This is a genomic window from Holdemania sp. 1001095H_141210_F2 (genome assembly GCF_015558105.1).
Classification (GTDB): domain Bacteria; phylum Bacillota_I; class Bacilli_A; order Erysipelotrichales; family Erysipelotrichaceae; genus Holdemania.
In genome coordinates, this window is the sequence record NZ_JADNPO010000004.1 from 22,443 (window position 1) to 48,806 (window position 26,364).

The following is a 26,364-nucleotide window of genomic DNA, read 5'->3' on the forward strand; positions in this document are numbered from 1 at the left end:
AAGCTTATGTGGTATATGTGATCGGACAGTTTCGTTTGCTTAACGCCGGCTTTGAAGACGAGCTGACGCGGCTGGTTTTACAAATTCTGCTGCACAATTCAGTGTATTGCCGGGAGAATGCCTTTCAGGCATTGGTGGCTTCGGGCAATCCGCAATCGGTAACGCAGGCTGTACTTTTGCTTTCGCGCAATGAAATCCAGCACAGCCAGAAGTTGATCAGCGATGATCTGCTGCGGTTTCCAGGCGACCAGAACGCGCTTGCTCAGCAGCTTTGGCAGCGCATGGATGAGCTGACGCCGGTCTATCAATGCGCGCTGATCAATTATTTTCGAATGGTCGGTCCGCAATTTGCCGAGCTCTTGTTCGCCCGGCTGAACGATCCGCGTCAAGATCCGGAAATTCATTTCGCCGTACTGCGTTATCTGCGCCGCTGGCCGGATCCCCAGGCGTATCCGCTGCTCCTGGAATTGCTGCAGGATGAAAGCCGGAGTTGGGAATACGCAGCTCTGGCCGCCTCGGCGCTGGACAGCTATCCCGGCTCACAGACGATCGAATGTTTAAAGCAGGGGCTGCATTCACGTTTCTGGCATGTCCGGTATAACAGCGCTCAGGCCCTGCTGAATCTGCATGTGCCGTTAGCGCAGATGCAGGATATCCTGACGGGCCCGGATCGGTATGCGCGTGAGATTCTCGAATACAAGCTGAAAGAAAATGAAGGAAGGGAGGGCACTGCCGGATGATGGATCTGATTAAAGATTTTCTTGCGAACGTCGAATTCTTCTTCGTGTTCTATCTGATCGGCTACAGCACCTTCCTGTTTATCTCCGTAGTCGTTGGCGCCAGCGTGCTTTACCGCAACCGCTATCTAGAAAAAATGAAAAACGAGCTGAAGCACGATTATTATGTGCCGGTATCCGTAATCGTTCCGGCGCACAACGAGGAAGTCACAGTCGTCGATACGGTGTGTTCCCTGCTGCAGCTGGATTATAAGTTATATGAAGTTTTAGTCGTTGACGACGGGTCGACCGACCAGACAAGCCAGCGGCTGATTGAAGCCTTTAATTTAATCGAAACCCAACGCCCAATCCGTCGTCAGGTGCCTTGCAAGAAACAGAAAGCAATCTACGAACGGGAAATCCACGGCATTCGCGTGACTCTGATCGTCAAGGAAAACGGCGGCAAGGCTGATGCGCTGAACATGGGCATCAACGCCTCCCGTTTCCCGTATTTTGTCTGTATGGACGCCGATTCGATGCTTCAGCGAGATTCCCTGGAATATGCGGTGCGGCCGTTGCTGGAAAGCGACGAGGTGATCGCCGTCGGCGGACTGGTGCGTATTTCCAACGGCGTAACGCTGGAAAATGGCAAGGTAAAACATTATCACCTGCCGTCCAATCCGCTGATATGCATGCAAATTCTGGAGTATGACCGGTCATTTCTGACTTCCCGGATCCTGATGGATCAATACAACGGAAATTTGATCATCTCCGGTGCGTTTGGTTTATTTAAGAAAGATCTGGTCATCACGGTCGGCGGCTATGACCGGAATACGATGGGGGAGGATATGGAATTGGTGACCAAGCTGCATGTGTTCTGCCGGGCACATGATATTCCCTACGCAATTCGCTATGCGCCGGATGCGATCTGCTGGAGCCAGGCGCCTTCGACCCTGCTCGATCTGACGAAGCAGCGCCGCCGCTGGCATATTGGTCTGTTCCAGAGCCTGACAAAATATCGCCGGCTGTTCCTGAATGTCAAATATGGTTTTGTCAGCTTGATTTCCTATTTCTACTATCTGCTTTACGAATTGTTTTCACCTTATATCGAGCTGTTCGGTTTGTTGACGATCGCTTTGGCATGGGTCACCAATCTGATCAATTATCCCTTTGTCGTTTATTTTTATCTCGTCTACGCCTGCTTCAGCGGCGTCTTGACGCTGGTGGCATTTTTCAGTCGGATTCATACGCAAAATTTAACAATTTCGCTTTTGGACGTGATCAAAGCGATCGGCTTATGCTTGTTTGAAATCATTTTCTTACGCCTGTATTTGTCAACTGTGCGGATGCTGGCCTTATTCAGCTACCGCAAGCGAAAGAATCATTGGGAAGCAATTACCCGGACTGCGAATAATCCGGCCGTCACCGTCAAGGAAGGCAGCGAAAAATAATGAAACGGAAAACAGGAATATTGTTAGTTGCAGGACTGGCGCTTACTCTGGCGGCCTTGGGACTGCAATCATCGCATACTCGCCCCAAGGCCGGCAGCTTATTCTCCTGGAACCGCACGGCTGTGAGTGCAGAAGGAATCGAGGCGGTGCTGACGGTTAACGAGCAGCTTCCGCTGACTCAGCTGTTTCAGGAATTTCCGTTGGAAATGCTGCGTGAGAAAACCGAAGTCCAGCGCTTTGTCAGCCAGCTGCACACCCAGGGGATCGACTGTTACGCATTGATGGGGGATGCCACATGGGCACTGCACGAACAGGCAGAGGAGGTGTTGTCACGGCTTACCTTAGTCGCTGATTACAATGAAACAAGTTCCGCATCTCAGCGGCTGCGCGGCGTGGTGCTGGATATTGAGCCCTATCTTCTGCCGCAATGGGACACGGAAGACCGGCTGACTTTATTGCAGGACTATGCCGATCAGATGGTGATTTATTACAAGCAGGCGAAGGCGCTGAATCTGGAGGTTGTGATCTGCCTGCCATACTGGTATGATCAAGACTATGCCGAACCGCTTGAACAGTTGATCAGCGAGGCCTGCGACCAGGCGGCAATCATGAATTACAACCGCCATGACGAAGCCGGCCAGCTGGCCAGGGAAGTGGAATATACCCAACACAGCCACAAAACGTTGATTGCCATTTATGAATTTATCGCTCCGGGTAAGCATGGTCTGGAATCCAACAACACCTATCATGATGCGTCGCTGGATGAGCTTCGTCAAGCCTGGGCCGGACTGCAGGAACAATTTCCTCAGGGAAAGATTTATCCAGGCTATCATTACCTTGAAGAAGTTCAGGCTTTTTTACAACGTCAGTAATTCAATCACAATGCCCAGACGGCATTGTTTTTCTGTTTGCGCGCAAGTCTGGTTCTGTTATAATCAGAACAGAGACTTCAGATTTGCAGGAAAGCGAGGATTCGATAATGCAGATGAACCGATGCTTTGAAATTGTTTACCTGCTTTTAGAACGCAGGAAAATCACGGCTCAGGAACTGGCGGACCGTTTCGAGGTGTCCGTACGGACGATCTATCGGGATCTTGATTTTCTCTCCCGGGCGGGAATTCCGATTTATGCCCGCAGGGGAAAGGACGGCGGGATCGAACTGTGGGATACGTTTGTCTTGAATAAGACCGTTTTCTCAGAAGCGGAAAAGCAGGAGCTGACGGCGTTGCTGGAAGGTTTGCGGTCCACCGGCGTGCAGGAAGAAACACAGGTCTTGCAAAAAGTATCTGCCTTGCTGGGACAACCGCGGCAGGCCTGGATCGAAGCGGATTTTTCACTGTGGTCCAAGACGGCTGAGCAGCCGGATTTATTCAGTCTTCTGCGCCATGCGATTTTAAACCGCAAACGTATCCAATTTGATTATTACGGACTGAACCGGGAGGCGACGCATCGTATCGTTGAACCGCTGCGGCTGGTGTTTAAAGCGCAGGCGTGGTATTGTTATGGCTGGTGCGCGCTGCGGGAAGAAGAACGCTTTTTTAAAATCGTGCGGATGCGCGAAGTGACGGAACTGGACGAGAGCTTTGAGCCGCGCCCGCTGCCGGAAAAGATCCTGATGCCGCTGCCGGTCAGCGAGAGATGCGTGACGATTACGATGAAGGTCCAGCCGCAGGGGATCGCGCGGCTGATGGATGATTTTCAGCAGATAGAATTGAAGCAGACGCCGGAAATGACGACGGTCCAGTTTACCTGCCCCGATGGTGAATGGCTGCTGAGTTATCTGTTGTCGATGGCCGATTGCACTGAGGTGCTGGCGCCTGCCGACCTGCGGGAGAAAATGCGGCAGCGGATCAATGTTTTGGCTGAGCTATACAATAACAGAGAAACAAATACGCAGAACCTGACATCCTGTTGTCAGGTAATCCCTGGTAAAATAACAGCGGATCAATAAAAAATCCAAACCCGTCATTGTGGTAATTTGATGGATAAAGGATGGAGGCAAAAGGGTGGAAAAGCAAGATAAACAAGCAGAAAGCAGGGAGCAGTCGATGAGCATTGTACCTGAAATCAGCGCCAGGACGCTGTTAACCCCGATGAAAAACGCCCAATGGTGGTTTGGCGGAGATTACAATATGAATTTATATCGTGGTTGTTGCCATGGCTGCATTTACTGTGATTCGCGCAGCGAATGCTATGGCAATGACCAGTTTGACACGGTGATGGTGAAAAAAGACGTGCTGATGCTGCTAGAAAAAGAATTAAAAAGCAAACGACGCACCGGCGTCGTCATGAACGGCGCGATGACCGATCCGTACAATCCCTTTGAAAAACAGCTGGAAGTGACGCGTGGATCGTTAGCCTTACTGGATCGGTATGGCTTCGGCGTCGGGTTTGCGACCAAGGGAATTCTGGCGGTAAGAGATATCGACCTGTTATGCCGGATTCATCAGCATTCGCCAGTGTTGTGCAAGTTTACGATCACGGCGGCGGACGATGCGCTGGCAAGAAAAATTGAACCTCATGCTCCGTCGAGTACCCGGCGATTTGAAGCGATGGCAAAGCTGTCGAAGGCGGGGTTGTTTACCGGTGTTCTGTTAATGCCGGTTTTGCCGGGAATCACGGACGATCGGGAAAACATCCGTCAGATTTTGATCCGCGCGAAGGAAGCTGGGGCACAGTTTGTTTACTGCAGCTATGGCATGACGATGCGGGATCGCCAGCGGGAGTATTACTATCAATGCCTGGACGAACAGTTTCCGGGATTAAAAGAAAAGTATGTTCGTCGTTATGGCAACCGATACAGCTGTGCCTGCCGCAAACCGGTTGAGCTGAAGGCGATGATCGAAACGGAATGCCGGCAGCTGGGACTTTTAACCCAGATGAAAGCGATCATTGAGGCTTATCGCTTCAGCCGTGGGCCGCAGCAGATTTCATTATTCTGACGATCCTCATCTCTTACAAATTCATGACATTCTTGACGCGGTGTTGGTTTTTCAGCCCCGCTTCTTTTATAATAGAAATAAGCATAGCGCTGGGGCTTTTCTGGCAGCGCAGGGGAAATAATTAAAAAAGGGGATGAAACGATGAAACGCGGATTTGCAGTACTGATCATTCTGGGCGTGCTGCTGACATGCAGCGTAAGTCAAAGCCGTACAAAAGGAGAAACAGTTTCAGTTAATCCGATGAATTTGACGGAAGAACAAAATCAGTATGTTAAAGAACACCAGCTCCACTATCTGACCAGCGGTTCAGATCGCACAAAAGATCATTTCGCGATTGCCCGGCTGTTTAAAAATCCGCAGGGGAAACTGACGCTTTTCGTTAACTATGTTCAGCAGGATGCGGTAGCTGCTGTCAGCCGGAGGTTGTATCTGTTTGATGAGGACAGCGCAAAAAAGAAGCCTTCTCCAACTTACGCGATGCAGCTGGTGGAACAGAAGCATTTTTATCAGACTAAAAACGCCTCAGCCTATTCACTGGATCCTCTGAATACCACTTATCCAGGCAATTCTCAGCTGGATACGACGAGTATGTGGAGCAACTGCCAGCGCGTGCAGCTGCCTTTGGCGCAATATTGGAGCCGGAAGACCCTATTTGGTTATTACATTGTGGAAATGGAGGCTCCGGCGGATGATGCGTATCATTTCCTGATCCGGATGATTCTGGAAAAACCTGCGGTCTAGCTGAAGCTGGGGTTTGCAGAGCTGACGCCGCGGTCATTTGAAAATTATGCTTATCTGCTGCGGCTGGATTTGTGGGATGAATAAAGGAGGAAATCAAGGATGCAAGAGGCTATGGTCTGGTTTCGGGCTGGTTTGGGGATGCAGGTTTTATTGGCAGGCCTGGTGATTGTGCTGGCTGTGATTTATTATCGTAAAGATAGCCGCGGACGAATGCTGCTCTTGGCACGGTTATTGAGCTGGGGAATGGCTGCGGTGATCGCCGTTAACGTCGTTATGATCGCCGGCCTGTTGTTTACGATGCAGCAGTTTGGGTTAAGCCATTCCCGGCTGTTCGTGGTAAATTTGGTTGTTATCGGCCTAATGAGCGTCTTGGAAATGGCTTTGTTATTGGGTTTCGGTTTTTGTTACCGACAACTGCTGGGGTTGGCAGTCCGCGGAGATCGATCGCCGGACCTCGTTAAACAATGCTGTCGGGGGAATCGGCTGTTGGCCGGTTTCTGCGCTGTGCGGCTGATCGAACCGTTGATTCAGGCGGCGGCGATCCAGTTCTTTCCAATTACGGAAATTGACGCGCTGGCCTTCTCGTCAATCAATCTGAAGTTTGAATTTCCTTCGCTGCCGCTGCTCGACTGGGGTCTGCTGCTGATCGTGGCGCTGATTCTGGAAGCTTTCCTCAAGCGTTATATTCCGATGCCTTCCGAACGCTTAAACCGTGAAGAGGAGGGAGAAGAAAGCCAGGGGGATAAAACACAGAGCTTCGAGGGAGAGTCAGGAAAATCGTGACAATTTCCCAATGCCGCAAGAATGGTGATAAAACTGAAATCAGATTCGGGTATGCTTGAACCAGGAGGCGAAAGCATGAATGACAATCGAGAACAAATTAGCCGTGCTGTCGATTACATTGAGGCGCATCTGCAGGATGAAACCCTGGATCTCAACGCGGTGACCGCTGCCGTCGGCTATTCCAAATATCACTGGCACCGGTTGTTTACCGCATTGACCGGCGTGCCGGTGCATCGTTATATTCAGCGCCGGCGGATGAGTGAAGCGGCGCGGCGGCTTGTGTTTACTGCTGATCCGATCCTGAGGATCGCATTGGATTCGGGTTATCAGACGCAGCGTTCATTTTCCCGCCAGTTTCAGGCGGTTTATCACTGCAGCCCAAAAACGTATTGGCGCAGAAAGCTGTACCTGCCGCTGCAGCCCCGATTGGAATTGCAGAATAGTCAACCGGATGCGCTGCGCAATTTCAAAATTCAAATTCGGGATGAAGGCGCGATAGCGCTTGTCGGTTACTGTGCCGAACTCCGGCATGGATTTGGGGTGATCGGTCGGACCTGGCGGAAACTGCATCAAAATAAATCTTCAATCCCCGGACGCTGCGATCCGGATTTCCTGATCGGCGTTCATGATTATACGGAGTTCTCAAATTCCCAAAAGGGGCCGATGTTTACCTATTGGGCTGGGGCTCAGGTGGAACTTCTGGCTGATCAAGCTCAGTCTGTCCCCAAGGGCATGCGCCGGCTAACGCTGCCGGCCAGCCGCTACGTGGTATTTGAATATCAAGGCCGATGCCAGGATTCTCTGGAGCCGGTAATCGAGTTGATCTATAATCAATGGTTTCCCTCAGCTTCGTGTCAGCTGAATGAAAATGCGCGGTATGATCTTGTCCGATATGGCGAATCTACCAACGATCAAGGACTAAGCGATATCCAGATAGGAATTCCAATTCTTTAACCGCCAATAGTTTCTCAACAGGAGTAAGGAAAGGACGGTCAACAAAAACAAACGGCATCGGGAATAAGCGAAGGTCGGAAACAGAATAAAAAAGGCTCAGCCTGCTTGATGCGGACTGAGCTTATTTGTTGTATCGAATTTTGTTATTTTGTCAGATCGTGGATAATGATGTTATTTTCACGATCCGGTCCGACGGAAACCAGCGAGATCCGGGTACCGGTGATTTCTTCGATCAGGGCGAGATACTTGCGGCAGTTCTCCGGCAGTTCTTCAAACTGGCGGATGCCGGTGATATCTTCTTCCCAGCCATCCATCATGCGGTAGACCGGTTTGGCTTTTGCGTATTCTTCCAGCGATGCCGGAATGGAAGTGGTAACCTTGCCATCCAGCTCATAGCCGACACAGACTGGCAGCGTTTTAAATTGGGACAGCACGTCAATTTTTGTGATAACGAGATCCGTTAATCCATTGATCCGGGCCGCCTGTTTGACGACGCACAGATCGAGCCAGCCGCAGCGGCGCGGACGCCCCGTTGTCGCGCCGTATTCGTTGCCGGCCTGACGCAGTTCTTCGCCGACTTCATCGAGCAGCTCGGTGACAAACGGGCCTTCGCCTACGCGGGTCGAGTACGCTTTGACAACACCGATGACATGATCCAGCTTGAACGGGCTGACGCCGGCGCCTTCACAAACACCCGCGGCTGTCGGGCTGGAGGAAGTGACATACGGGTAGGTACCGTAGTTGATATCGAGCATGTTCGCCTGAGCGCCTTCAAACAGAACATTCTGGTTCTGATCCAAAGCGTCGTTGACCGTGGTGACCGCGTCGATGATCCGCGGAAGCAGGCGTTCCCGAACTTCCCGGAACTGTTCAACCAGCGCGTCGTAATCAAACGGTTCTTCCTCGTACAGCTTGACGATCTGTTCGTTTTTGATCGAAAGGGTCGTAGCCAGCTTGGATTTGAAGTTATCGAAATCAACGAGATCGCAGGCACGTAAGCCGATGCGGGTGTATTTGTCCGCGTAGCAAGGACCGATGCCGCGCTTGGTCGTGCCGATTTTGTTGCCGGCCAGCCGCGTTTCCTGCAGCTCGTCCAGCTTGACGTGATACGGCATGATCAGATGCGCGCGGCCGCTGATCTTCACGTGCTCCGTGTTTACGCCGCGGGACTCCAGTTCGTCGATCTCTTTCAGCAGTACAAACGGATCGACAACGACGCCCGGGCCGATGACGCACAGCGCGTCCTGATGCAGAACGCCCGAGGGCAGTAAGTGCAGAACCGTTTTCTCGCCTTCGACGACCACGGTGTGTCCGGCATTGTTGCCGCCCTGGAAGCGGACGACCATGTCCATTTTATCTCCCAAAACGTCAACGATTTTTCCTTTTCCTTCATCACCCCATTGGGATCCGACGACGACATATCCAGCCATAATTGTATTCCAACCTTTCTTTACTATGGGATTTGGTTATGATGCGGCAGGGGAGAGACAAACAAGGCTTATGCCTGTTCGCTCAGTTTGGCAATGCCGGTGTCAATCCGGCGCAGTGTTTCCGCCTGGCCCAGAATGTGAGCAATTTCAATCGCCCCGCCCGGGGTGAACTGCTTGCCGCTGACGGCCGTGCGAACCGGCCACAGCATCTGACCATTCTTAATGCCCAATTCCTGAATCAGATTCATCAGGGAATCGTGAATTGCTTCTTCGCTCCACTGCGGCAGCGCTGCCAGCACTTCGCGGGCCTGCTTCAGGGAAGTCAGAGCAATTTCAGCATTGGTCTTCATCTTTTTGTGCGTGTACATCGCGATGTCATATTCCGGCAGAACGTTGAAGAAATCGACCATTTCGTCAATCTCATTGAGCGTGGACACCCGCGGCTGCAGGATCTTGCTGATCTCTACGAGGTCAAAGTCGCCCTTGACGGCGTTCTTCAGATGCGGCAGCGCCAGCTGATGGAACTGCTCCAGCGTCAGATTGCGGATGTACATGCCGTTCATCCACGTCAGCTTTTCAATATCGAAGATCGCCGGCGATTTGCTGATGCGCTCGACGGAGAACGCTTTTTTCAATTCATCCAGGGTGTAGATTTCCTGTTCCGTTTCCGGCGACCAGCCCAACAGCGCGATGTAGTTGAGGATCGCGGCCGGCAGATAGCCTTTGGCTACCAGATCCTGAAACGACGCGTCGCCGTTGCGCTTGCTTAATTTGTGATGCTCATCTTTCATGACCGGCGGCAGGTGGATGTATTTCGGGATGTTCCAGCCAAACGCCTGGTAGACCAGATTGTACTTCGGCGTCGACGACAGATACTCATTGCCGCGCACGACGTGGGTGATGTTCATCATGTGATCGTCGATGATGTTGGCGAAGTTGTACGTTGGGAATCCGTCGGATTTTAACAGGATGCTTTCATCCAGAATGCTGTTTTCAACTTCGATGTGACCGTAAACTTCATCGTCAAACGAAGTGGTGCCGGTCAGCGGGATGTTCTGCCGGACAACGTATTTCTCGCCATTGGCAATCCGCTGCCGCGCTTCTTCCAGCGTCATATTGTGGCAGGGATCATTGTACTTGAAGGAGACGCCTTTGGCTTCGGCTTCTTCCTTCTGACGATGAATATCGTCCTCGCTGCAGAAGCAGTAATGCGCGCCGCCCAGTTCGATCAGCTTTTCCGCATATTCTTTATAAATACCGGAAGCCATGCGTTCCGACTGGACATACGAGCCATAATCGCCGCCGACGTCCGGTCCTTCGTCATGGTCCAGACCACATTCCTTTAATGTCGTGTAAATCAGATCGACAGCACCTTCGACAAGACGTTCCTGGTCGGTGTCTTCAATCCGCAGGATGAAGGTTCCGTCATCCTTTTTTGCGACCAGATATTCGTAAAGAGCTGTGCGAAGATTTCCGATATGCATGTAGCCGGTTGGGCTGGGTGCAAATCTAGTTCTAACTTTTTCCATTTTCACGCTTCCTTTTCTAAAACCTTTCTTATTGTACCTTAAGTTAACCCTAAGTGCAATTTTATCTTTCCAGAAAACGGCGTTTTTTAGCACACTTTTCAGTCGAATTTTCTGCGTTGGACACGCTTCGGGGATTATGGGAGGAACGAAACTGAAAAATGAACCTTTTTTCAATTTCCAAACAGGATTCCTTACGCAGAATCCGCTGGCAGCAGTTCTGAATAAACATCATCCCGGTTTGGATTTGATCCAGAATTTCCGTACAAAAAGTAAAGCAGGGATTTTTGCCAGTGAGGCTTAGTCAGATAAAATGAGGAACAGCACGTGCGATCATTCAATGGGATCATTCAATCTGAATCCGAACAAAATAAGAAAAGAAGCGACAAAGCGGAACGCACATAAAATGAAGGATCAAAAGGGAGAACTTCGTGATCGCTGGGGAAGGAAATCTGATAAAATTTTGAAAATTCTGGTTGACTTTTTTATGAAAAAGCGTAGAATATAAGAGCAAGCCAAATTGGGATGTAGCCAAGCGGTAAGGCTGTGGACTCTGAATCCACCATGCAAAGGTTCGAATCCTTTCATCCCAGCCATAAAACAAACTTCTCATCTGTAAAAGATGAGTTTTTTTATGTCTTGTTATAGTAAAACGAGGAGGGCTGGAGATGAAGGGGCATTCAAGATGAACCGCTTGGCTAAAGCAAATCGATTCCTTTCAAAATCAACAATAAAATAATAAGCCAAAACAACACGACGCCTAAAGCATAGCGCCCGTCTTTGGGCGGCAGAGCCTGGGCCTGCGCCTGACATTTCTGCCAGACCTCGGCAGGAATACATTTGACTGCCAGCGTGATGAGCGGCAGCAGCAGAAACAGATCGTCCAACGCGCCCAAAACGGGAATAAAATCGGGGATCAGATCAAGGGGAGACAAGGCATAGCCGACGGCCAGAGCGCAAAGCCACCGCGCCCGCTTCGGTGTGTTCGGATCTTTGAGTGCCTGAGCCAGCACGGGAAGGGCTGATTTGCAGGAACGGATTCGATCTTTCATGCGGCGTTGGCGTTCTTCTTTATTCATCAGTTCATCCTCCCGGTCTTTTCGCATTCTTTTTAACCCCTGAAGAAGAGAGGCAGGGATTGCTTCTGTTTTATCGGATTCATCATTTTTTCTTCTGTTTATTTATCGTTTGGTTATTTATCTTCTGTTTATTTATTATAAAGAGAAGCCAAACTGCGGGTCAATCCTTTCCTCAGTCAGCTTTTCCATCAGCGACAAAAAAACCATCCGGCTGGATGGTTTCTATTTTTTATGGCTGGGATGAAAGGATTCGAACCTTTGCATGGTGGATTCAGAGTCCACAGCCTTACCGCTTGGCTACATCCCAATGACTTGGTGCTTTTATATTCTACCCTTTTTTCAAAGAAAGTCAACCCTGAAAATTTTTCTTTTTCTGGAAAGTTTTAGAATCCCTGATTGACAAAAAATTCGCTTCCTGATTACAATGGATAAAGAAGTGAGGGGATTTTATGAATACAGAACAACGGCTGACGATGATCCGGCGGCTCAGCGACGCTTACGGCGTGTCCGGCTTTGAGGATCTGGCGGCGGCGGAAGCCCGGCGCTGGATCGACGAAACACGCTATGCGGTATGCGAGGATCACATGCGCAATTTGATCATCCAGCCCAAGGCGGCGGATGGGGAAGTCCGGATCCTGCTGGACGCTCACAGCGACGAGCTGGGGTTTATGGTCCAGGCGATCAAACCGAATGGCACGCTGACGTTTCTGCCCTTAGGCGGCTGGGCGGCGAATACCGTGCCGGCGCATAAGGTTAAGGTCAGAAACCGCAGGGGAGAGTATATCAGCGGCGTGGTCGCGGCCAAGCCGGTGCATTTTATGAGCGAGAGCGAGCGGCGGGCGCCGTCTGAGATCAGTGCGATGGTGATCGACGTCGGATCGCATTCGCTGGAAGAAACCCGCGATGTATTTCAAATTGATATCGGTGCGCCGGTCGTGCCGGATGTGACATGCGAAATCCAGAGGGAGAAGGGCTTGATTATCGGCAAGGCGCTGGACTGCCGGATCGGCGTGGCGGCGCTATTGGAAACGCTGGATCAAATCGATCCAGCCGTTCACCGCAATCATGTCGCAGCCTGTCTGTCTAGTCAGGAGGAAGTCGGCGACCGCGGTATCCAGACGGCGCTGCATCAGCTGGAGGCGGACGTAGCGATCGTGTTCGAGGGCTGTCCGGCGGACGATACGTTTACGGAAGACTGGCTCTGCCAGACGGCGATGGGAAAAGGGCCGATGCTGCGGCACATGGATCGCTCGATCATTGCCAATCCCCGCTGGATGCGCCAGGTTTTGAACTTGGCTCATGACCGCGGTATTCCGGTTCAGGAATCGGTACGCAGCGGCGGCGGAAATAACGGCGCGATGATTCAGTTAAGTCAGCGCGGCATTCCGACGGTCGTCTTGGGGATTCCGGTCCGCTACATTCATTCACATCACGGCATCGCCTGTCTGGCGGATGTGGAAGCCGCAGTGGCGTTAGCGAAAGCCGTTGTCGATACCGTAAGCGCGGCTGACGTGGACGGTTTGTAATGGAATCCCCATGGAGAACGCTGGGACCGGTCGACGCGGTCTTTAAGCGCAATCATCTGCGGATGCTTCTGGGCGCGGTTCTGCTTGCGGGCGCGGTGCTTTATCCGATCCTCATCAATACGATATTTAAGCCCTCCGGGCCGAAGCCGTTAACGGAAACGTCGCTGATCAACGAACAGGCGAAATATGAGATCCAGCTGTGCACCGAGGAGTTTGCCAGCAGCAGCGACGGCTACAAGACCAATCATTATTATTTAGCGTCCGACGGGTTATCCTGGCGGATTGTGATGCTGAGCGAAGCGACGGCGAAGCGCTGCGGGCCGATCATCGATTACAGCTACGGTGATACGGACATTGCGCCGCTGCCGTTAGTGGTCGAAGGCTTAAGCGCGGCGATTCCCGAACAGCTGCAGGAATATGCGCTGGAAGTCGTGCAGATACTGATCGACGAGAACGCTGATCCGACGACGCTGCAGGATGAAATCGGTTCGCTGATGTTAGTCGAGGGTGCGCAGCATTCCTTTCCCTTAGCTAACGTTCTGATCTTGATCGGTCTGGGCGGGGCCGGCGTGCTGCTGATCTTAAGCGGCCGCTATAACAAGAAAACCGCTCGTCAGCAGCTGGAAGAAGCCGAAGAAAAAGGCCTGTACGATCGCCTGGCGGACGACTTTGAACAGGCGGCTTATTATCCTTCGTTCAAGCTGATCGTCCATCACGGCGTGCTGCTGGAGACCGGGAAAACGCTCCATTTCCAGACGTTGGCGCCGATCCTGCGGCTGCGCTGCCGGCGTCGGTTTGAGAGTTTCCAGATGCCGATGATGCTGCTGCAGGCGCAGCGCAGTGACGAACCGGACCGCTGGGTCACGTTGGTTTCCGCGCACAACAGCGGCCGCAGCGTCGACGAGATGAACCGGCTGATCGATCAGATACTGAGCGAAAACCCGGCGATTCAATGGATTGAAGAAGAACTGAACGCTTGAAATTGCACTTTCCTTAGGCTTGGGCATAAGGAAAGTTTTTTTTCTGTCGAAACCGGTTTGCGGCGGGATCCGGGGATAGAAAAGCGAGGGGATTTCTGCTAGAATAGCAAAGGTGATAAAACATGAAAGTTGTGCTAACCACGCTCAACGCCAAATATATCCATAAAAATCTGGCGCTGCGCTGGCTGTATGTCAGCCGGATTCCGGAGGCGGATGTCGAGCTGATGGAGTTTGTGATCAAGGATGATCTGGAACGGATCAGCGATCTGATCGCTTCGCGGCAGCCGGAGGTGATCGGAATTTCGGTCTATATCTGGAATGCGGATTTGACCCGGAAATGGATTGCGATTCTCAAGCGCAAGCTGCCCCATGTCCGAATTCTGATCGGCGGGCCGGAGGTTTCCTATCAATGCGAAGACTGGCTGGACACCGGGATTGAAGCGGTGCTGCGGGGCGAGGGCGAGAAGACGTTCTGGCAGGCGGTGCGCCGGGAAGCGGATATCGACGGGTTAGTCAGCCGCGATTACGTCAGTCCGGTTGCTTACGCACGAGTGGACCTGAACTGGCTGGAAACGTTGGAAAGTCCTTACTGGCTGGCGATGGACGAGGAAGCAATGGCGCATCGCTACCTCTATCTTGAAACCTCGCGGGGTTGTCCGTATCATTGCGCGTACTGCCTGTCCTCGGCGGACAACCGTGTGCGGATGTTCTCGGAAGCGTATGTCCTGCGGCAGCTGGCGCCGCTGGCCAAGCGGGCAGTCAAGCAGGTGAAGTTTTTAGACCGGACGTACAACGTGATGCCCGAGCGGGCGCTGCGGATTGCGCGGTTTATTGAAACGCTGCCGCCTTCGATCAATTTCCAGTTTGAGGTCGTCGCCGATACGATCAGCGAAGCGATGCTGGATTTTTTTGAACAGGAAGCCGATCCGGCCCGCTACCGCTTTGAAATCGGCGTGCAGTCGCTGAATTCCAAAACCCTGGAAGCGGTGGACCGGCGGCAGGACAACCAGCGTCTGCTTGAGGTCACAAGCCGGCTGTTAAAGCGCGGCTACATCTGTCATCTGGATCTGATCGCGGGGCTGCCGTATGAGGATCGGGCCAGTTTTGAACAATCCTACAACGGGTTGTTCGCCGTGTGTCCCAGCGAGCTGCAGGTCGGCATCCTGAAATTATTAAAGGGGACCGCGATGATCGCACGCGCGCCGGGCTGGGGTATGGAATTTGAAGCGCAGACGCCGTATACCGTGACGAAGACAGCGTGGCTGAGCGAAGCGGATCTGGCGGAAGTGGAGCGGGTGCATCTGGCGACGGAAAAGCTGCTCAACAGCGGCCGCTGCCGGGCTTGTTTACAGAGCGTCTTTGCGGAGCATCCCCAGTTGAGCGCTTATGCCCTGATGGCGCAGGCCGGGGCGCGGCTGCAAGCGCTGCCCCATCCGTATCAGCTGAAAGATCTCTATGAGCTGCTGATCGAGGTGTTAACGCCGCTGCTGGGAGAATCGGAAGCGCAGGCGCGGGTCAATACCGATTATCTGATGCAGTCTGCCCATCGCCAGAAGCCGCTGGCGATCCGGCATCTCAGCGCCGAGGAGCGCAAGGAAATCCGCAGGAATTTAGTTCAGCGGATGGATTTTGACGAGCAGCAGGTTTATAATTATACCCAAATTGACGTCGGCTGGCAGGCCGGCGGGATTCAGATTCAGATCGTGCTGGCCGTTCCCGGACAGCCGGTGCGGCGGATCTGGCTCAGTGAGGAGGAACAACAAGAATGGATAAAATCGTAATTGCGTCGGGCAATCAACATAAGATTGAGGAATTCCGCACGCTGTTTGCGCCGCTGGGGATCACCGTGATCGGCATGAAGGAATGCGGCACGTTTGCCGAGCCGGAGGAAACCGGAACGACATTTGCGGCCAACGCCGTAATCAAAGCCGAAGCGCTGTGCGCGCAGCTGGGCTGCACTGTGATTTCCGATGATTCCGGATTGGAAATCGACGCGTTAAACAAGGAACCCGGCGTGTATTCAGCCCGATATTTGGGCCATGATACAAGCTATGAAATCAAGAACCGGAATCTGATCGAGCGCGTCAGCGGCCAGGCGGACCGCACCTGCCGGTTTGTCTGCGCGATCGCCTTGGCGCGCCCGGACAGGCCGACCGAGGTGTTTGAGGGGACGGTCGAAGGAACGGTTGCGTTCCAGCCCGCCGGGGGTAAGGGCTTTGGCTACGATCCGATTTTCTATTATCCGCCGCTGTGCAAAACACTTGCTGAGGCAAGTGAGGAAGAAAAGAATCAGGTCAGTCACCGCGGCAAGGCGATGCGCTTGTTAATGGAGTATTTACATCATGAAGAAAACTGATTCGTTTCTCGTCAAGGCGCTGCAGGCGGTCTGGTCGGTGGCACTCATCGCCGTGCTGATTTTGACGTCGGTTGATCTCAACTGCTTCAGCCGGCCGTTTTACGCCGATCAATACCGCCAGCTGAACACCGCGCAGACGATCGGCATGAGCGAGGAAGATCTAGATTTAACGACCGACGTGCTGTTGGACTACACCCAGGGCAAGCGTGAAAATCTCGACGTGCAGGCTGTCATCAACGGTCAGGTGCAGGAGGTTTTCAATCAGCGGGAAAAAGACCACATGGTCGACGTTCAGGCACTCTATCTCAACGCGATGAGCGTGCGGAACTTGGCGGCGGCGATCGTGATCGTGGGATTGGGTCTGTTGGTGATGAAAAAGGATAAGGCGCTGCGGCGGCAGACGGCGAAGATGTTTTTAAAAACCTCGGCGGTGCTGATGGGCCTGGCGGGGGCGCTGGCGTTTTACGCGTTTCTCGATTTCAATGAATTCTGGACGATGTTCCATCATATCTTTTTCCGCAATGACCTGTGGCTGCTCGATCCCAATACCGACGTCTTGATCATGATGGTTCCGGAAACCTTTTTCTTCAATCTGGTATTCCGGATTCTCGGCGGGTTCGGGCTGGGCTATCTGGTCTGCCTGGGCTTGGCCTGGTTTGAAAGCAAAGGAGGTGTTCAAGCGTGATTCACGTTGTTTTATATGAGCCGGAGATTCCGCAGAATACCGGCAATATCATGCGGACCTGCGTCGCGGCGAACTGCCGGCTGCATTTAATCGAGCCGCTGGGTTTTTCGTTAGACGAACAGAAGATCCGCCGTTCCGGGATGGATTACCGGGAAAAGCTGCAGATGAGCGTCTATCCGGATTGGGCGGCGTTCTGCGCGCAAAATCCGGACGGGGAGTTTTACTTCTTAACCCGCTATGGCAAGCAGCCGCCGGCCAGTTTCGACTATACCCGGACGGAAAAGGATATTTATCTGGTGTTCGGCCGCGAAAGCACAGGTATTCCCAAGGCGATCCTGCGCGATCATCTCGACCGCTGCGCGCGGCTGCCGATGGTTGCCGACGCCCGCAGCCTGAACTTAAGCAACTGCGTCGCGATCTGCGTTTATGAAGTGCTGCGCCAGCTCGATTATCCGGGCTTAAGCAAAACGGAGCACATCAAGGGAGAGGATTGGCTGTTGGTATGATCACGTTGTTCAACCGTCTGCTTCAAACCGAAAAACGCCGGATCTGTATTTTGTTCTGCACCGGCTGTGCGTGCGCGGCTGTGTTTGCCTTCGCCAACGCCCGGATGGGGTATTTGTTAGTCCAGCTGCGCAGCATTGAGGATGTGCTGGCGCTGACGCACCATCCCTGGGTAGAGGGAACGTGGCTGGGGCGGACGATCCTGAATCTGTTGGCGACGCCGCTGGCCTTTTCCGACTGGCTGAGCAGTGCGGTAACGGCGCTGGCCTGGCCGCAGATCGGCTTTCTCCTGGTCGCCGCGATGTTTTTCACCCAGCGCGGCAAGGATAAGAATCTCCGACGTAAACGTAGGGGCTTAGGCTGCTTGATCGGATGCGAGCTGGTCATGGTGATCGCCGGCGGTTTTTTTGTAACGCGCAGCTATTTTTCCCTCACTACGCTCAAAGCGATCCAGCAGTTTGCCTATGCCGGAATCGCCGTGGGGTCGTTGGCAACGCTGCAGCTGATGCTGGCGCTGATTCAGATTCCCTTAGCGCTCTACCGCGATTTTCTGGCGCCGGAGAATGTGAAGTCATAGTGAGTTCCAGCGAAAAACAATTCGCATAGATCATAAGAAATTCAAGAAGTCCTTAAGCCGGTTCGCTGCTTTGCTTTCGGGCTTTTTTTTATTCTTTATCCTACAATCTCCGTATCCGGCAATCGTTGAGCAGGGCGGGGGAAACTGGGGCGGGATTCTAACGATGAAGAATTTCGTAAATCGGACGATCTCTTACTGCGTTCTTCCTCATCTATGGTAAAATTAAAGCATCACAAAGTCAGGAGGAACGGTATGGAGATCAAAGAAAGCTGGATCGCGGAACAGGCTGTCAACGCGAACGCACTGAAGAATGCGAAAGCGCTTGTTCAGAGCGGCAAATTTGTCAGGCTGGTTCGCAGCGAGGACGATACTTTTTATAGGGGAGAATGCCAGGGCAGCGGCAGCTCTAATTATACGACGTCCGCCGATTTTCTGGACCCGGCGCATCCGGTATTCCGGTGCAGCTGTCCGAGCCGGCAGTTTCCGTGCAAGCACAGCCTCGGCTTGTTGTACGCGATAGCCCAGAAAGCGGCGTTTGAAACGTGCGCGATTCCGGAGGATATCCTCAGAAAGCGCGAGCGGCTGGCGAAGCGGAGCACCCAGCCGGAAACGGATGCCGAGCCGCCGCAGGCAAAGCCGAAGAAAACGAAGAAGACGGCGAATAAAAAACGCTGGCTGAAGCAGATGGAGGGACTGGACGTCTGCGACAGAATGCTGCGGGATCTCGTGCGCAGCGGCGTAAGCGCGTTTGTCAACAATTCGCTTAAGGATTACGAAGCGCTGGCGAAGCAGATGAACGATTATTATCTGCCCGGCATTCAGCGCCAGCTTGTGACGCTGATCGCGGCAGCGCGCACCGCTCAGACTTCAGAGGGAACTTACGACGCGGTGTTTACCGAACTTTTGCGGCTGAATCAGACGGTAAAGCAGGGCCGGCAGTATCTGAACAAGAAGCTTCAGGATCAGCCGGTGACTCCCGAAGAAAAGGGAATAGAAGAGGGACTCGGCACGATTTGGAATCTCAGCGACTTGAAGGAACAAGGCTTTGAGATTGGGGAACAGTCTCTGATTCAGCTCGGCTTCCGCGTGCGTTATGATTCAGCGCATCTGGAAACCGTGGAGGAAGGGTTCTGGTTTGTCCATCCGCTCAATGAAATTCATAAAACAATTCATATCCGGCCGAAAAAGGCGGAGAAATACATCCGGGAAGAAGACAGCGTATTGATGAAAATCAAGGCGCCCACGGTCTACCTGTACCCCGGCGCCGGCAACCGCCGGCTGCGCTATGAAGAAACAAGGACAACCGAGCCGCTGAACGGGGACGATTATGCCCGGATCCGGCAAGCCGCCGGCGAAACGCTGGAAACGGTGATCAAGGACGTTAAAAACAAGCTGAAAAACCCCTTCGTTAAAAATGAAGTCGCGGCGCTTGTCGCGTATGCCGAGATCCGCCGCCAGGACGAGGAGTTTGTGATGTTGGACCGGCAGGGCGAGGCGCTTGCGCTTTCGCCGCTGGAGGGAATGTCGTTGATGGCGCTGACGGCACTGCCTGAACAGAAATTGTTGGCAGACCAATGCGCGCTTCTCTTGTTTTCCTACGAAGCCCAAACCCACCGGCTCATCGCGAAGCCGATGAGTTTAATCAGCGCCGAACACATCGTCCGGCTGTTGTACTAGGAGGTGGCGGAAATGATTCTGCAACTTTTATTTGATCTGCAAACCCGGCTGCGGACGGGACTGGCGGCGGGCGGCATGATTCTGCTCAGCGACCCGCGGCTGCCAGAATTACAGAAAAAGGTCGGCGTGCTCGCCGCGAAATCCCCAGTGTTCCAGCGGCTTTACAATTTGCTTCAAAGTCTGGCGGACGATCCCGAGTTGTTCGCGGACCGGCTGTTGGAAACGTTGTCGCTGTTGGAAGCGCTGCTGATCACCCAGGCGGATTGGAAAACGGAAGCCGCCGGTGAAGCGATCGTTCTGCCGGCAGAAAAAGCCTATACCGACATCCGCTATTCCCAGCTGAAACCGTTGATTCAGGCTTTGACGACAACCGGAAGCGGACGCTACGAAATTATTGAAAAAACGTATCAGCATCATCCTGAACGGTTCGCGGACTACCGCGTGCTGCCGGCGCTGATCGCGGACCTGGACGACGCGTATGGCGAACTGGCTGAACTTAACGAACAGATTCTGCGTTCTTGCGGGGCGGGGATCGTTCCGTTTTTAAAGGAAGGCTTCGATCCCGCCGGCAAGAAGGCGATGCTGCGGCGGATCCGGCTGATCGTCGATCTGGCGGGAAACCGGGAAAATGCATTCTACCGGACGATGGTTCCGCTGGCCCAGCCGGCGATTTTGAAGGAAATCATCCGGGGACTGGCCTGCGATCCGGACAACTGTGATCTGTTGATGCAGATTGCCAATAACGAAAAGGGGAAGCTGAAAGAAACTGCGCTGTACGCCCTGACACGCATCCGCGATCCGAAGGTCGACGCGTTTTTGTTGGAAAAGATCCGTAAAAACAGCCGTTTTCTGCACTATGCCGGCTATACCAACGATCCTGAGATCACCGCGCTGGTCTGCGCCAGCGTGAAGGAACAGCTGCAGTCTGTGCTGGAAGCTCAGGCGCTGCCTACGCTCGATGCGGAAAAGGCGCTGATCGAATCCTTGAAGCTTCTCGCCTATAAAACCGATCCGGCCATCACGGAGCTGGTGAGCTGGATTCTCGATCAGGACGCTGCGTTCAGCGCGGTCCGCGATCATCAAAAAAAGCCATTCCGCACGCATATCCGCTTTGCGCGGGTCAAGCCGTTAGCCTATCTGGTCGCCGGCAGCTGCGAGCGGACGTTGAGTGAAACCGTTTTGGAAATCGTGTTCACCAGCTGGCTGGCGGATCAAAACGACGCGGCCGAAGCATTGATCAAGACGCTTGTTCAGCGCTGGCCGGACAAAACCGCCGCGCTGTACGCCCGGATGCGTCTGATTCAGAACTTTGAGCAGGCATACGAGGAATTGACGGAAGCGTTTGCCGGTCAGCCGCGTTCCTTTTTCAATCAGCTCTGGGCCTGTGTGGAATACGATGAGGCTTTAAAGCAATACGTTTACCGCAGCGCCTTGATCGCCAATCCACTTCAGGAAGACACGGCAGTTATTCCGTTAGGGAAGACATTCGATCTGCGCTGGATCGACCTGTTAACGGGACAGCGGAACGTGGAGAAGGGACTGTTCAAGAAAACCATGGCCACGGTTTACGGGGCGGAGGATCCGTTAGGCAGCAGTGTGCTGGTGCATCTGGCCGATCCGGAAAATGCCCTCCTGAAGCAGAAGCTTTTCGATTATTTTGATCAACGCCGCCAGACGGCAGGGCACTTGTATTTTAAACAAGTTTACGGACTGCCGCTGCAGGAAGAGCTGCTTGCCTATTTAAAACACAGCGCTTTCGGCCCGGGACAGATGGCGATGATGACGCGTGCTTTCTGCCGCCCGCGCGAAGCAATTCCGGTCTTAAACGAGCTGCAGGACTATTGGAAGAAGAAACGGCCGAACGCCCAGTTGTGGGAGTTCTACGTGCTGGAAAGTGCGATCACGCAATGTGAAGAAAGCGAGGATGAATAATGGAAAATCAGAAATTTCAACGGCTGCCGGCCGAGATCTTGTATCAAACGGAACTGGATACGTTAATCGCCAACGAACAATACCCGGTTCCGCCCGGCTGGAACATGTCGCCCCGTTCCGTCTTCACCTATATCTGCGGCGGGCGCAGCGGCAAGCTCGAGATCACGCCGAAATATATCGGCAATCCGCGCTTAGTCGAAATCGCGATTGCGACGCTGGTCACCGACCGGGCGCTGCTTTTGATCGGCGAGCCGGGCACGGCGAAGTCGTGGTTAAGCGAGCATCTGTGCGCGGCGATCAACGGCGATTCGACAAAGGTGATCCAGGGCACCGCCGGCACCAGCGAGGAAGCAATCCGCTATTCGTGGAACTACGCGATGCTGATCGCCAAGGGTCCCAGCGAGGAAGCCCTGGTCAAAAGTCCACTGCTGCACGCGATGGAAAGCGGCAGTCTTGTGCGCTTTGAGGAAATCAGCCGCTGCGCCAGCGAGGTCCAGGATGCGCTGATCTCGATCCTGTCGGAAAAACGGGTGTCGGTGCCGGAGCTGAATCTGGAAATTCCGGCGCAGAAAGGGTTCTCTTTGATCGCCACCGCGAATACCCGCGATAAGGGCGTCAACGAGATGTCAGCGGCTTTAAAACGGCGGTTTAACATCGTTGTGCTGCCGGCGCCGGGCGATTTGAAGACGGAGATGGACATCGTCACCCAGCGGGTTGGCCAGCTGTCGGGATCGCTGGGCCTGCAGGCGAAAATGCCGGATCAGGACATTGTCGAACAGGTCGTCACGATCTTCCGCGAGCTGCGGGGCGGGGCGACGCTGGATGGTAAGCTGAAGGTGAAAACGACCTCCGGTGTCTTGTCCTCTGCCGAGGCGATTTCGCTCTTGGCGAACAGTATGGCGCTGGCGGCGAGCTTTGGGGATGGAAAAATCCGCGCCGCGGATGTGGCCGCGGGCTTGCAGGGAGCGATCGTCAAGGATGAAGCGAAAGACGGCGTGGCGTGGAAGGACTATCTGGAAAATATTCTGAAGAAGAAAGGCCTGGCCTATTATGAGCTCTATCACGCATGCATGGAGCTGAATAAATAATGGCTGCGGTTTTCGGCGTCCGTCATCTCTCGCCGGCCTGTTCGCTCCATCTCAGCGCGTTTCTTGATCAGCTTCAGCCCCAGGTCGTCCTGATCGAAGGTCCGAGTGACTGCAGCGATTTCATCGAAGCGATCGTCAGCGCCGAACTGACGCCGCCGTTTGCGATCATGGCGTATACCGACTCAACGCCGGTCCGCTCGGTTTTATATCCGTTTGCGTGCTATTCGCCAGAGTATGTCGCGATGCAATGGGCGCATGCCCATCAGGTACCGTGCGCATTTATGGATCTGCCTGCCGCGGCGTTTCTGGAGAATGATACGCCGGACAAACCGCAGGAAAACGATCAGGCGCAGGATCAGGCCATGGATTTGAAGCTGGATGAAGAGGATCGTTGGGAACGGATGTTTGAGCATGAAACGGACGGGGCGAAGTTTGCCGAAGCGCTGGCGCTGTTCGCGCATCATCTGCGCCAGCTTCAGCCGCCGGTTGCGCTGACGCTGCGCCGTGAGGCGTTTATGCGCGGGGTCATTGATCATTATATTGAAAGCGGAATCGACGAAGAACGAATTGCGGTGATCTGCGGCGCGTACCATGGCGAAGGTCTTGAAACACCGGCGGCCTCAGAACAAGCAGAAAAGCTTCCAGCGCTGTCCGTCCGGCGAACGCTCATGCCGTATTCCTATTTCCGGCTGGCCTCGCTCTCAGGGTATGGCGCCGGCAACAAAGCGCCGGCCTACTATGAACAACTCTGGCAGTATGGACGCAAGGGGCACCCTGATCAGGCGGCCGCGGCTTACTTGTCGCAATTATCGTTTTATCAACGTAAACATGGCTATCCTTGTTCCACCGCCCAGGTCATCGAAGCGCTGCAGCTGGCCCAGAGTCTGGCCGCGCTGCGGCAGGAAGCGACGCCTTCTTTGCAGGATTTAAAGGATGCCGCGATGGCCTGTATGGGTGAGGGCCGGCCGGCGGTTTTAATGGAAGCGTTTGTCGATACGGAGATCGGCACAGCGATCGGAAGTCTGCCTCAGGGTCTGTCGCAGACGGCGATTCAGAATGATTTTTATCATGCGCTGCGGACGTTGAAGCTGCAGCGCTACAACACGCTGACGGCGAATTTACTGGAGCTGGATCTGCGGGAGAAGACCACGGTGAAGACGGAAGCGTCCGCGTTTCTCGATCTGCGCCGGTCGATGTTTCTGCATCGGCTGCGGATACTCGGCGTTCCGTTTGGCACGCTGCGGCCGGGAACTCAGGCCCGCGGCGATTGGAAGGAAAGCTGGGATTTGAAGTGGAGCAGCACGGCGGAGATCACGTTGATTGAAGCATCGCTTTCCGGCGACAGCGTCGCCTCCGCCGCTCAGTTTGTGCTGCGCCGGCAATTGACTCAGGCGCAGCAGCTCAGCGAATGCGCGGCGGTCATGGAAGAAGCGTTTCTCTGCGGCTTGCAGGAAAGTCTTGACGATGCGTTAAAAGCGGTGCAGGCGCTGGCGATCGATTCCTCAGCGCTGGAGGAAATCGTCAGGACGGCGCGCCGGCTGAGCACGCTGCTGCGGTTTGGTTCGCTGCGGCGGATGGACAGTACGGCGATTGAGCCGTTGTTTCACCAGCTGTTTTACCGCGCGCTGCTGCTCTGTCCGGGCAGCTGCCAGTGCGATGGCAAAGCCGCCCGCGGCGTAATGGAAGCGCTGGGTTCCATCAATGAGCTGTCGATCCTGCACGACCATTACATGGAGGAAACCTGGCTGGACGTCTTAACGGAATTGTCCGGCCGCGACGACGTCCATCCGCTGTTAGGCGGCTATGCGGCGGCGATCCGGCTGGAACGGGGACTGTTAGCGGAAGCGGAGTTGGAGCAGTGGATAAGCTACCGGCTGTCGCCGGGGGTGCCCGCGGAAATCGCGGCGGCCAGCTTTGAGGGCCTGATGCTGCGCAATCACTACGCCCTGATCGCCCGCGCGTATCTGTGGCGGCAGCTCGACGAATACATCGCCAGTCTGCCCGATCCCGATTTCCAGCGTATTCTGCTGGTTTTGCGGCGGGCGTTCGGCACATACAGCGCCGCGGAAAAGCAAGCGGTCGCGCAGAATCTGGGCAGTCTGTGGCAGCTGGATGAAGACAGCGTTGCGGAAGTGCTCAACGACGAGTTAAAACAAGAGGAACAAGATCTTCTGAGCGAACTGGAAGATTTTGATTTTGGTGAATTCTGATGGATACTCAACAAAAACTAACGCGCTGGCGGTTAATCCTCGGCGCTCAAACAGAGTCTGAATTTCAGAAGCTGGATCCCGATTTTAAGCTGGACCGCCGCGGTCTGGCGCTGGATGCCGCGCTGGCGGCGGTGTATGGCGGAATCGGGGAAGCTGCGGGCGGCGGAGCCGGCCTGGGCCCCAGCCATCCGCAGATTACAAAGTGGCTCAAAGACATCCGCTCGCTGTTTGATCCGGATCTGGTCAAAGTCATTCAGCAGGATGCGATCGAACGGAAAGGCTGGAAGCAGCTGTTGATGGAGCCGGAGCTGCTGGAACAGCTGGAACCGGATTTGGAAATGGCCAGCGTATTGCTTACGTTAAAAGATCTGATCCCGGCGAAGTCGAAGGATCAGGCGCGCGCCTACATCCGTAAAATTGTCGAACTGATCAACCGTCAGCTGGCCTCACAGCTGCAGCGGTGCGTGCATGCCGCCCTGGCGAAGCAGGAGCATTCCCCGCTGCCCAGCGCCGCGGCGATTGATTTTCCTTATACCGTGCGCAAAAATCTGAAGCACTATTCGCCTGCGCTGCAGACGATCGTACCGGAACGCGTCTATTTTTTTGACCGCAAGCAGAAAAGCAACCGCTGGCATGTGATTCTGGATATTGATCAGAGCGGTTCCATGTCCAGCTCGATCCTCTATTCCTCCGTCACAGCCTGCATCTTGGCGAGTATGAACGCAGTGCGCACGCACGTCGTGGCATTCGATACGACGATTGTGGATCTCAGCGAGCTGTGCAGCGATCCGGTCGAGCTGCTTTACGGTTTCCAGCTGGGCGGGGGAACCGATATCCATAAATCGGTAAAATATTGTGAACAGCTGATTGAGGAGCCGAACAAAACAATTTTTTTCTTGATTTCCGATCTGGATGAAGGCGGCAATCACGCCGGACTGCTTCACCGGCTGCAGGCGATGAAGGAAAGCGGTGTGACCGTGATCTGCCTGTTGGCGATTCAGGATGGCGGCAAGCCGTATTACAGCCAGGATATGGCGCAGCGCGTGGCCAATCTCGCGATTCCCTGTTTTGCCTGCACGCCCCAGCGGCTGCCGGAGCTGCTTCAGGCGGTTTTCCAGAAACAGGATCTGGCCCGGTTCGGCTGATTCACTTAAAAAGCGGCAAGGTTGGCGACGATCCTTTCCGCGGCATTGGTGATTAATTTTGT

The 26,364-nt window shown here is 53.9% G+C and carries 23 protein-coding genes and 2 tRNA genes; 21 read left to right on the forward strand and 4 right to left on the reverse strand.

Going from position 1 to position 26,364, the window contains the following annotated elements:
* Window positions 1-17: 17 nt before the first annotated feature.
* The 8 genes from I2G61_RS16735 to I2G61_RS03720 all read left to right on the forward strand — a co-directional run bounded on the left by I2G61_RS16735 (window position 18) and on the right by I2G61_RS03720 (window position 7,587).
* Entirely contained in the window at window positions 18-740 is a 723-nt protein-coding gene (locus I2G61_RS16735; RefSeq protein WP_195547933.1) for a HEAT repeat domain-containing protein, read from the forward strand.
* Entirely contained in the window at window positions 737-2,167 is a 1,431-nt protein-coding gene (locus I2G61_RS03690) for a glycosyltransferase (protein ID WP_083538521.1), read from the forward strand. Before I2G61_RS16735 ends, I2G61_RS03690 begins: the two co-directional genes overlap by 4 nt.
* Window positions 2,167-3,039: a hypothetical protein gene (locus tag I2G61_RS03695; RefSeq protein ID WP_072684495.1), complete on the forward strand. Its 873-nt coding sequence runs from the start codon at window positions 2,167-2,169 to the stop codon at window positions 3,037-3,039. The genes I2G61_RS03690 and I2G61_RS03695 overlap by 1 nt, the downstream gene beginning before the upstream one ends.
* Before the next feature lie 107 nt (window positions 3,040-3,146).
* Window positions 3,147-4,118, forward strand: coding sequence for a YafY family protein (locus I2G61_RS03700; protein ID WP_072684494.1), 972 nt, complete (start codon window positions 3,147-3,149; stop codon window positions 4,116-4,118).
* Between the two features lie 97 nt (window positions 4,119-4,215).
* The gene (locus I2G61_RS03705) at window positions 4,216-5,109 is read left to right on the forward strand and encodes a radical SAM protein (protein WP_072684573.1); all 894 of its coding nucleotides are present in this window, start codon (window positions 4,216-4,218) and stop codon (window positions 5,107-5,109) included.
* A 141-nt stretch (window positions 5,110-5,250) separates the two neighbouring features.
* Window positions 5,251-5,850 (forward strand): hypothetical protein, encoded by a 600-nt coding sequence (locus I2G61_RS03710; protein WP_072684493.1) that lies wholly within the window; start codon window positions 5,251-5,253, stop codon window positions 5,848-5,850.
* Window positions 5,851-5,949: 99 nt separating this feature from the next.
* On the forward strand, window positions 5,950-6,633 hold the full coding sequence (locus I2G61_RS03715) for a hypothetical protein (RefSeq protein ID WP_072684492.1): 684 nt from the start codon (window positions 5,950-5,952) through the stop codon (window positions 6,631-6,633).
* Window positions 6,634-6,708: 75 nt separating this feature from the next.
* Window positions 6,709-7,587, forward strand: coding sequence for a helix-turn-helix domain-containing protein (locus I2G61_RS03720; RefSeq protein WP_072684491.1), 879 nt, complete (start codon window positions 6,709-6,711; stop codon window positions 7,585-7,587).
* Window positions 7,588-7,730: 143 nt separating this feature from the next.
* Here I2G61_RS03720 and I2G61_RS03725 read toward each other — a convergent pair whose 3' ends face one another.
* Window positions 7,731-9,017, reverse strand: a complete 1,287-nt coding sequence (locus I2G61_RS03725) for an adenylosuccinate synthase (RefSeq protein WP_072684490.1) — start codon at window positions 9,015-9,017, stop codon at window positions 7,731-7,733.
* Between the two features lie 68 nt (window positions 9,018-9,085).
* Complete coding sequence (gene gltX / locus I2G61_RS03730) at window positions 9,086-10,546, reverse strand: glutamate--tRNA ligase (protein ID WP_072684489.1); 1,461 nt, start codon at window positions 10,544-10,546, stop codon at window positions 9,086-9,088.
* A gap of 518 nt (window positions 10,547-11,064) precedes the next feature.
* Here gltX and I2G61_RS03735 point away from each other — a divergent pair.
* A tRNA-Gln gene (locus I2G61_RS03735) sits at window positions 11,065-11,139 on the forward strand.
* A 102-nt stretch (window positions 11,140-11,241) separates the two neighbouring features.
* Here the strand turns inward: I2G61_RS03735 and I2G61_RS03740 are convergent.
* Both I2G61_RS03740 and I2G61_RS03745 read right to left on the reverse strand, forming a co-directional pair.
* Window positions 11,242-11,622 carry a YkvA family protein gene (locus I2G61_RS03740; RefSeq protein ID WP_072684572.1) on the reverse strand — a complete coding sequence of 127 codons (381 nt, stop codon included), beginning with the start codon at window positions 11,620-11,622 and terminating at the stop codon, window positions 11,242-11,244.
* A 232-nt stretch (window positions 11,623-11,854) separates the two neighbouring features.
* A tRNA-Gln gene (locus I2G61_RS03745) sits at window positions 11,855-11,929 on the reverse strand.
* A gap of 142 nt (window positions 11,930-12,071) precedes the next feature.
* Between I2G61_RS03745 and I2G61_RS03750 the strand changes: the two genes are divergently transcribed.
* From I2G61_RS03750 to I2G61_RS03805, 12 genes are all read left to right on the forward strand, one after another.
* A complete protein-coding gene (locus tag I2G61_RS03750; RefSeq protein ID WP_072684488.1) occupies window positions 12,072-13,148 on the forward strand; it encodes a M42 family metallopeptidase in 1,077 nt (358 codons plus the stop codon).
* Window positions 13,148-14,128, forward strand: a complete 981-nt coding sequence (locus tag I2G61_RS03755; RefSeq protein WP_072684487.1) for a hypothetical protein — start codon at window positions 13,148-13,150, stop codon at window positions 14,126-14,128. The genes I2G61_RS03750 and I2G61_RS03755 overlap by 1 nt, the downstream gene beginning before the upstream one ends.
* Window positions 14,129-14,250: 122 nt before the next feature.
* Window positions 14,251-15,909, forward strand: a complete 1,659-nt coding sequence (locus I2G61_RS03760; RefSeq protein ID WP_195547934.1) for a B12-binding domain-containing radical SAM protein — start codon at window positions 14,251-14,253, stop codon at window positions 15,907-15,909.
* Window positions 15,894-16,484 carry an XTP/dITP diphosphatase gene (locus tag I2G61_RS03765; protein WP_072684485.1) on the forward strand — a complete coding sequence of 197 codons (591 nt, stop codon included), beginning with the start codon at window positions 15,894-15,896 and terminating at the stop codon, window positions 16,482-16,484. Before I2G61_RS03760 ends, I2G61_RS03765 begins: the two co-directional genes overlap by 16 nt.
* On the forward strand, window positions 16,471-17,169 hold the full coding sequence (locus I2G61_RS03770; RefSeq protein WP_072684484.1) for a TIGR01906 family membrane protein: 699 nt from the start codon (window positions 16,471-16,473) through the stop codon (window positions 17,167-17,169). The genes I2G61_RS03765 and I2G61_RS03770 overlap by 14 nt, the downstream gene beginning before the upstream one ends.
* The gene (locus tag I2G61_RS03775; protein WP_006060655.1) at window positions 17,166-17,675 is read left to right on the forward strand and encodes a tRNA (cytidine(34)-2'-O)-methyltransferase; all 510 of its coding nucleotides are present in this window, start codon (window positions 17,166-17,168) and stop codon (window positions 17,673-17,675) included. Before I2G61_RS03770 ends, I2G61_RS03775 begins: the two co-directional genes overlap by 4 nt.
* Window positions 17,660-18,250, forward strand: coding sequence for a hypothetical protein (locus I2G61_RS03780; protein ID WP_159432786.1), 591 nt, complete (start codon window positions 17,660-17,662; stop codon window positions 18,248-18,250). Before I2G61_RS03775 ends, I2G61_RS03780 begins: the two co-directional genes overlap by 16 nt.
* Before the next feature lie 252 nt (window positions 18,251-18,502).
* Window positions 18,503-19,927: an SWIM zinc finger domain-containing protein gene (locus I2G61_RS03785; RefSeq protein ID WP_072684482.1), complete on the forward strand. Its 1,425-nt coding sequence runs from the start codon at window positions 18,503-18,505 to the stop codon at window positions 19,925-19,927.
* Between the two features lie 12 nt (window positions 19,928-19,939).
* Window positions 19,940-21,859, forward strand: coding sequence for a hypothetical protein (locus tag I2G61_RS03790; protein ID WP_072684481.1), 1,920 nt, complete (start codon window positions 19,940-19,942; stop codon window positions 21,857-21,859).
* Window positions 21,859-22,947, forward strand: coding sequence for an AAA family ATPase (locus I2G61_RS03795; protein ID WP_195547935.1), 1,089 nt, complete (start codon window positions 21,859-21,861; stop codon window positions 22,945-22,947). The genes I2G61_RS03790 and I2G61_RS03795 overlap by 1 nt, the downstream gene beginning before the upstream one ends.
* Window positions 22,947-25,157 (forward strand): DUF5682 family protein, encoded by a 2,211-nt coding sequence (locus I2G61_RS03800; protein WP_072684479.1) that lies wholly within the window; start codon window positions 22,947-22,949, stop codon window positions 25,155-25,157. Before I2G61_RS03795 ends, I2G61_RS03800 begins: the two co-directional genes overlap by 1 nt.
* Window positions 25,157-26,302, forward strand: a complete 1,146-nt coding sequence (locus I2G61_RS03805; RefSeq protein WP_072684478.1) for a VWA domain-containing protein — start codon at window positions 25,157-25,159, stop codon at window positions 26,300-26,302. Before I2G61_RS03800 ends, I2G61_RS03805 begins: the two co-directional genes overlap by 1 nt.
* Window positions 26,303-26,364: the final 62 nt, after the last annotated feature.

Bases quoted from the DNA above. Each gene is read 5' to 3' on its own strand.
- I2G61_RS03690 (WP_083538521.1), top strand. From the start codon at position 737: ATGATGGATCTGATTAAAGATTTTCTTGCGAACGTCGAATTCTTCTTC.
- I2G61_RS03695 (WP_072684495.1), top strand. From the start codon at position 2,167: ATGAAACGGAAAACAGGAATATTGTTAGTTGCAGGACTGGCGCTTACT.
- I2G61_RS03700 (WP_072684494.1), top strand. From the start codon at position 3,147: ATGCAGATGAACCGATGCTTTGAAATTGTTTACCTGCTTTTAGAACGC.
- I2G61_RS03705 (WP_072684573.1), top strand. From the start codon at position 4,216: ATGAGCATTGTACCTGAAATCAGCGCCAGGACGCTGTTAACCCCGATG.
- I2G61_RS03710 (WP_072684493.1), top strand. From the start codon at position 5,251: ATGAAACGCGGATTTGCAGTACTGATCATTCTGGGCGTGCTGCTGACA.
- I2G61_RS03715 (WP_072684492.1), top strand. From the start codon at position 5,950: ATGCAAGAGGCTATGGTCTGGTTTCGGGCTGGTTTGGGGATGCAGGTT.
- I2G61_RS03720 (WP_072684491.1), top strand. From the start codon at position 6,709: ATGAATGACAATCGAGAACAAATTAGCCGTGCTGTCGATTACATTGAG.
- I2G61_RS03725 (WP_072684490.1), bottom strand. From the start codon at position 9,017: ATGGCTGGATATGTCGTCGTCGGATCCCAATGGGGTGATGAAGGAAAA.
- gltX (WP_072684489.1), bottom strand. From the start codon at position 10,546: ATGGAAAAAGTTAGAACTAGATTTGCACCCAGCCCAACCGGCTACATG.
- I2G61_RS03740 (WP_072684572.1), bottom strand. From the start codon at position 11,622: ATGAATAAAGAAGAACGCCAACGCCGCATGAAAGATCGAATCCGTTCC.
- I2G61_RS03750 (WP_072684488.1), top strand. From the start codon at position 12,072: ATGAATACAGAACAACGGCTGACGATGATCCGGCGGCTCAGCGACGCT.
- I2G61_RS03755 (WP_072684487.1), top strand. From the start codon at position 13,148: ATGGAATCCCCATGGAGAACGCTGGGACCGGTCGACGCGGTCTTTAAG.
- I2G61_RS03760 (WP_195547934.1), top strand. From the start codon at position 14,251: ATGAAAGTTGTGCTAACCACGCTCAACGCCAAATATATCCATAAAAAT.
- I2G61_RS03765 (WP_072684485.1), top strand. From the start codon at position 15,894: ATGGATAAAATCGTAATTGCGTCGGGCAATCAACATAAGATTGAGGAA.
- I2G61_RS03770 (WP_072684484.1), top strand. From the start codon at position 16,471: ATGAAGAAAACTGATTCGTTTCTCGTCAAGGCGCTGCAGGCGGTCTGG.
- I2G61_RS03785 (WP_072684482.1), top strand. From the start codon at position 18,503: ATGGAGATCAAAGAAAGCTGGATCGCGGAACAGGCTGTCAACGCGAAC.
- I2G61_RS03790 (WP_072684481.1), top strand. From the start codon at position 19,940: ATGATTCTGCAACTTTTATTTGATCTGCAAACCCGGCTGCGGACGGGA.
- I2G61_RS03795 (WP_195547935.1), top strand. From the start codon at position 21,859: ATGGAAAATCAGAAATTTCAACGGCTGCCGGCCGAGATCTTGTATCAA.
- I2G61_RS03800 (WP_072684479.1), top strand. From the start codon at position 22,947: ATGGCTGCGGTTTTCGGCGTCCGTCATCTCTCGCCGGCCTGTTCGCTC.
- I2G61_RS03805 (WP_072684478.1), top strand. From the start codon at position 25,157: ATGGATACTCAACAAAAACTAACGCGCTGGCGGTTAATCCTCGGCGCT.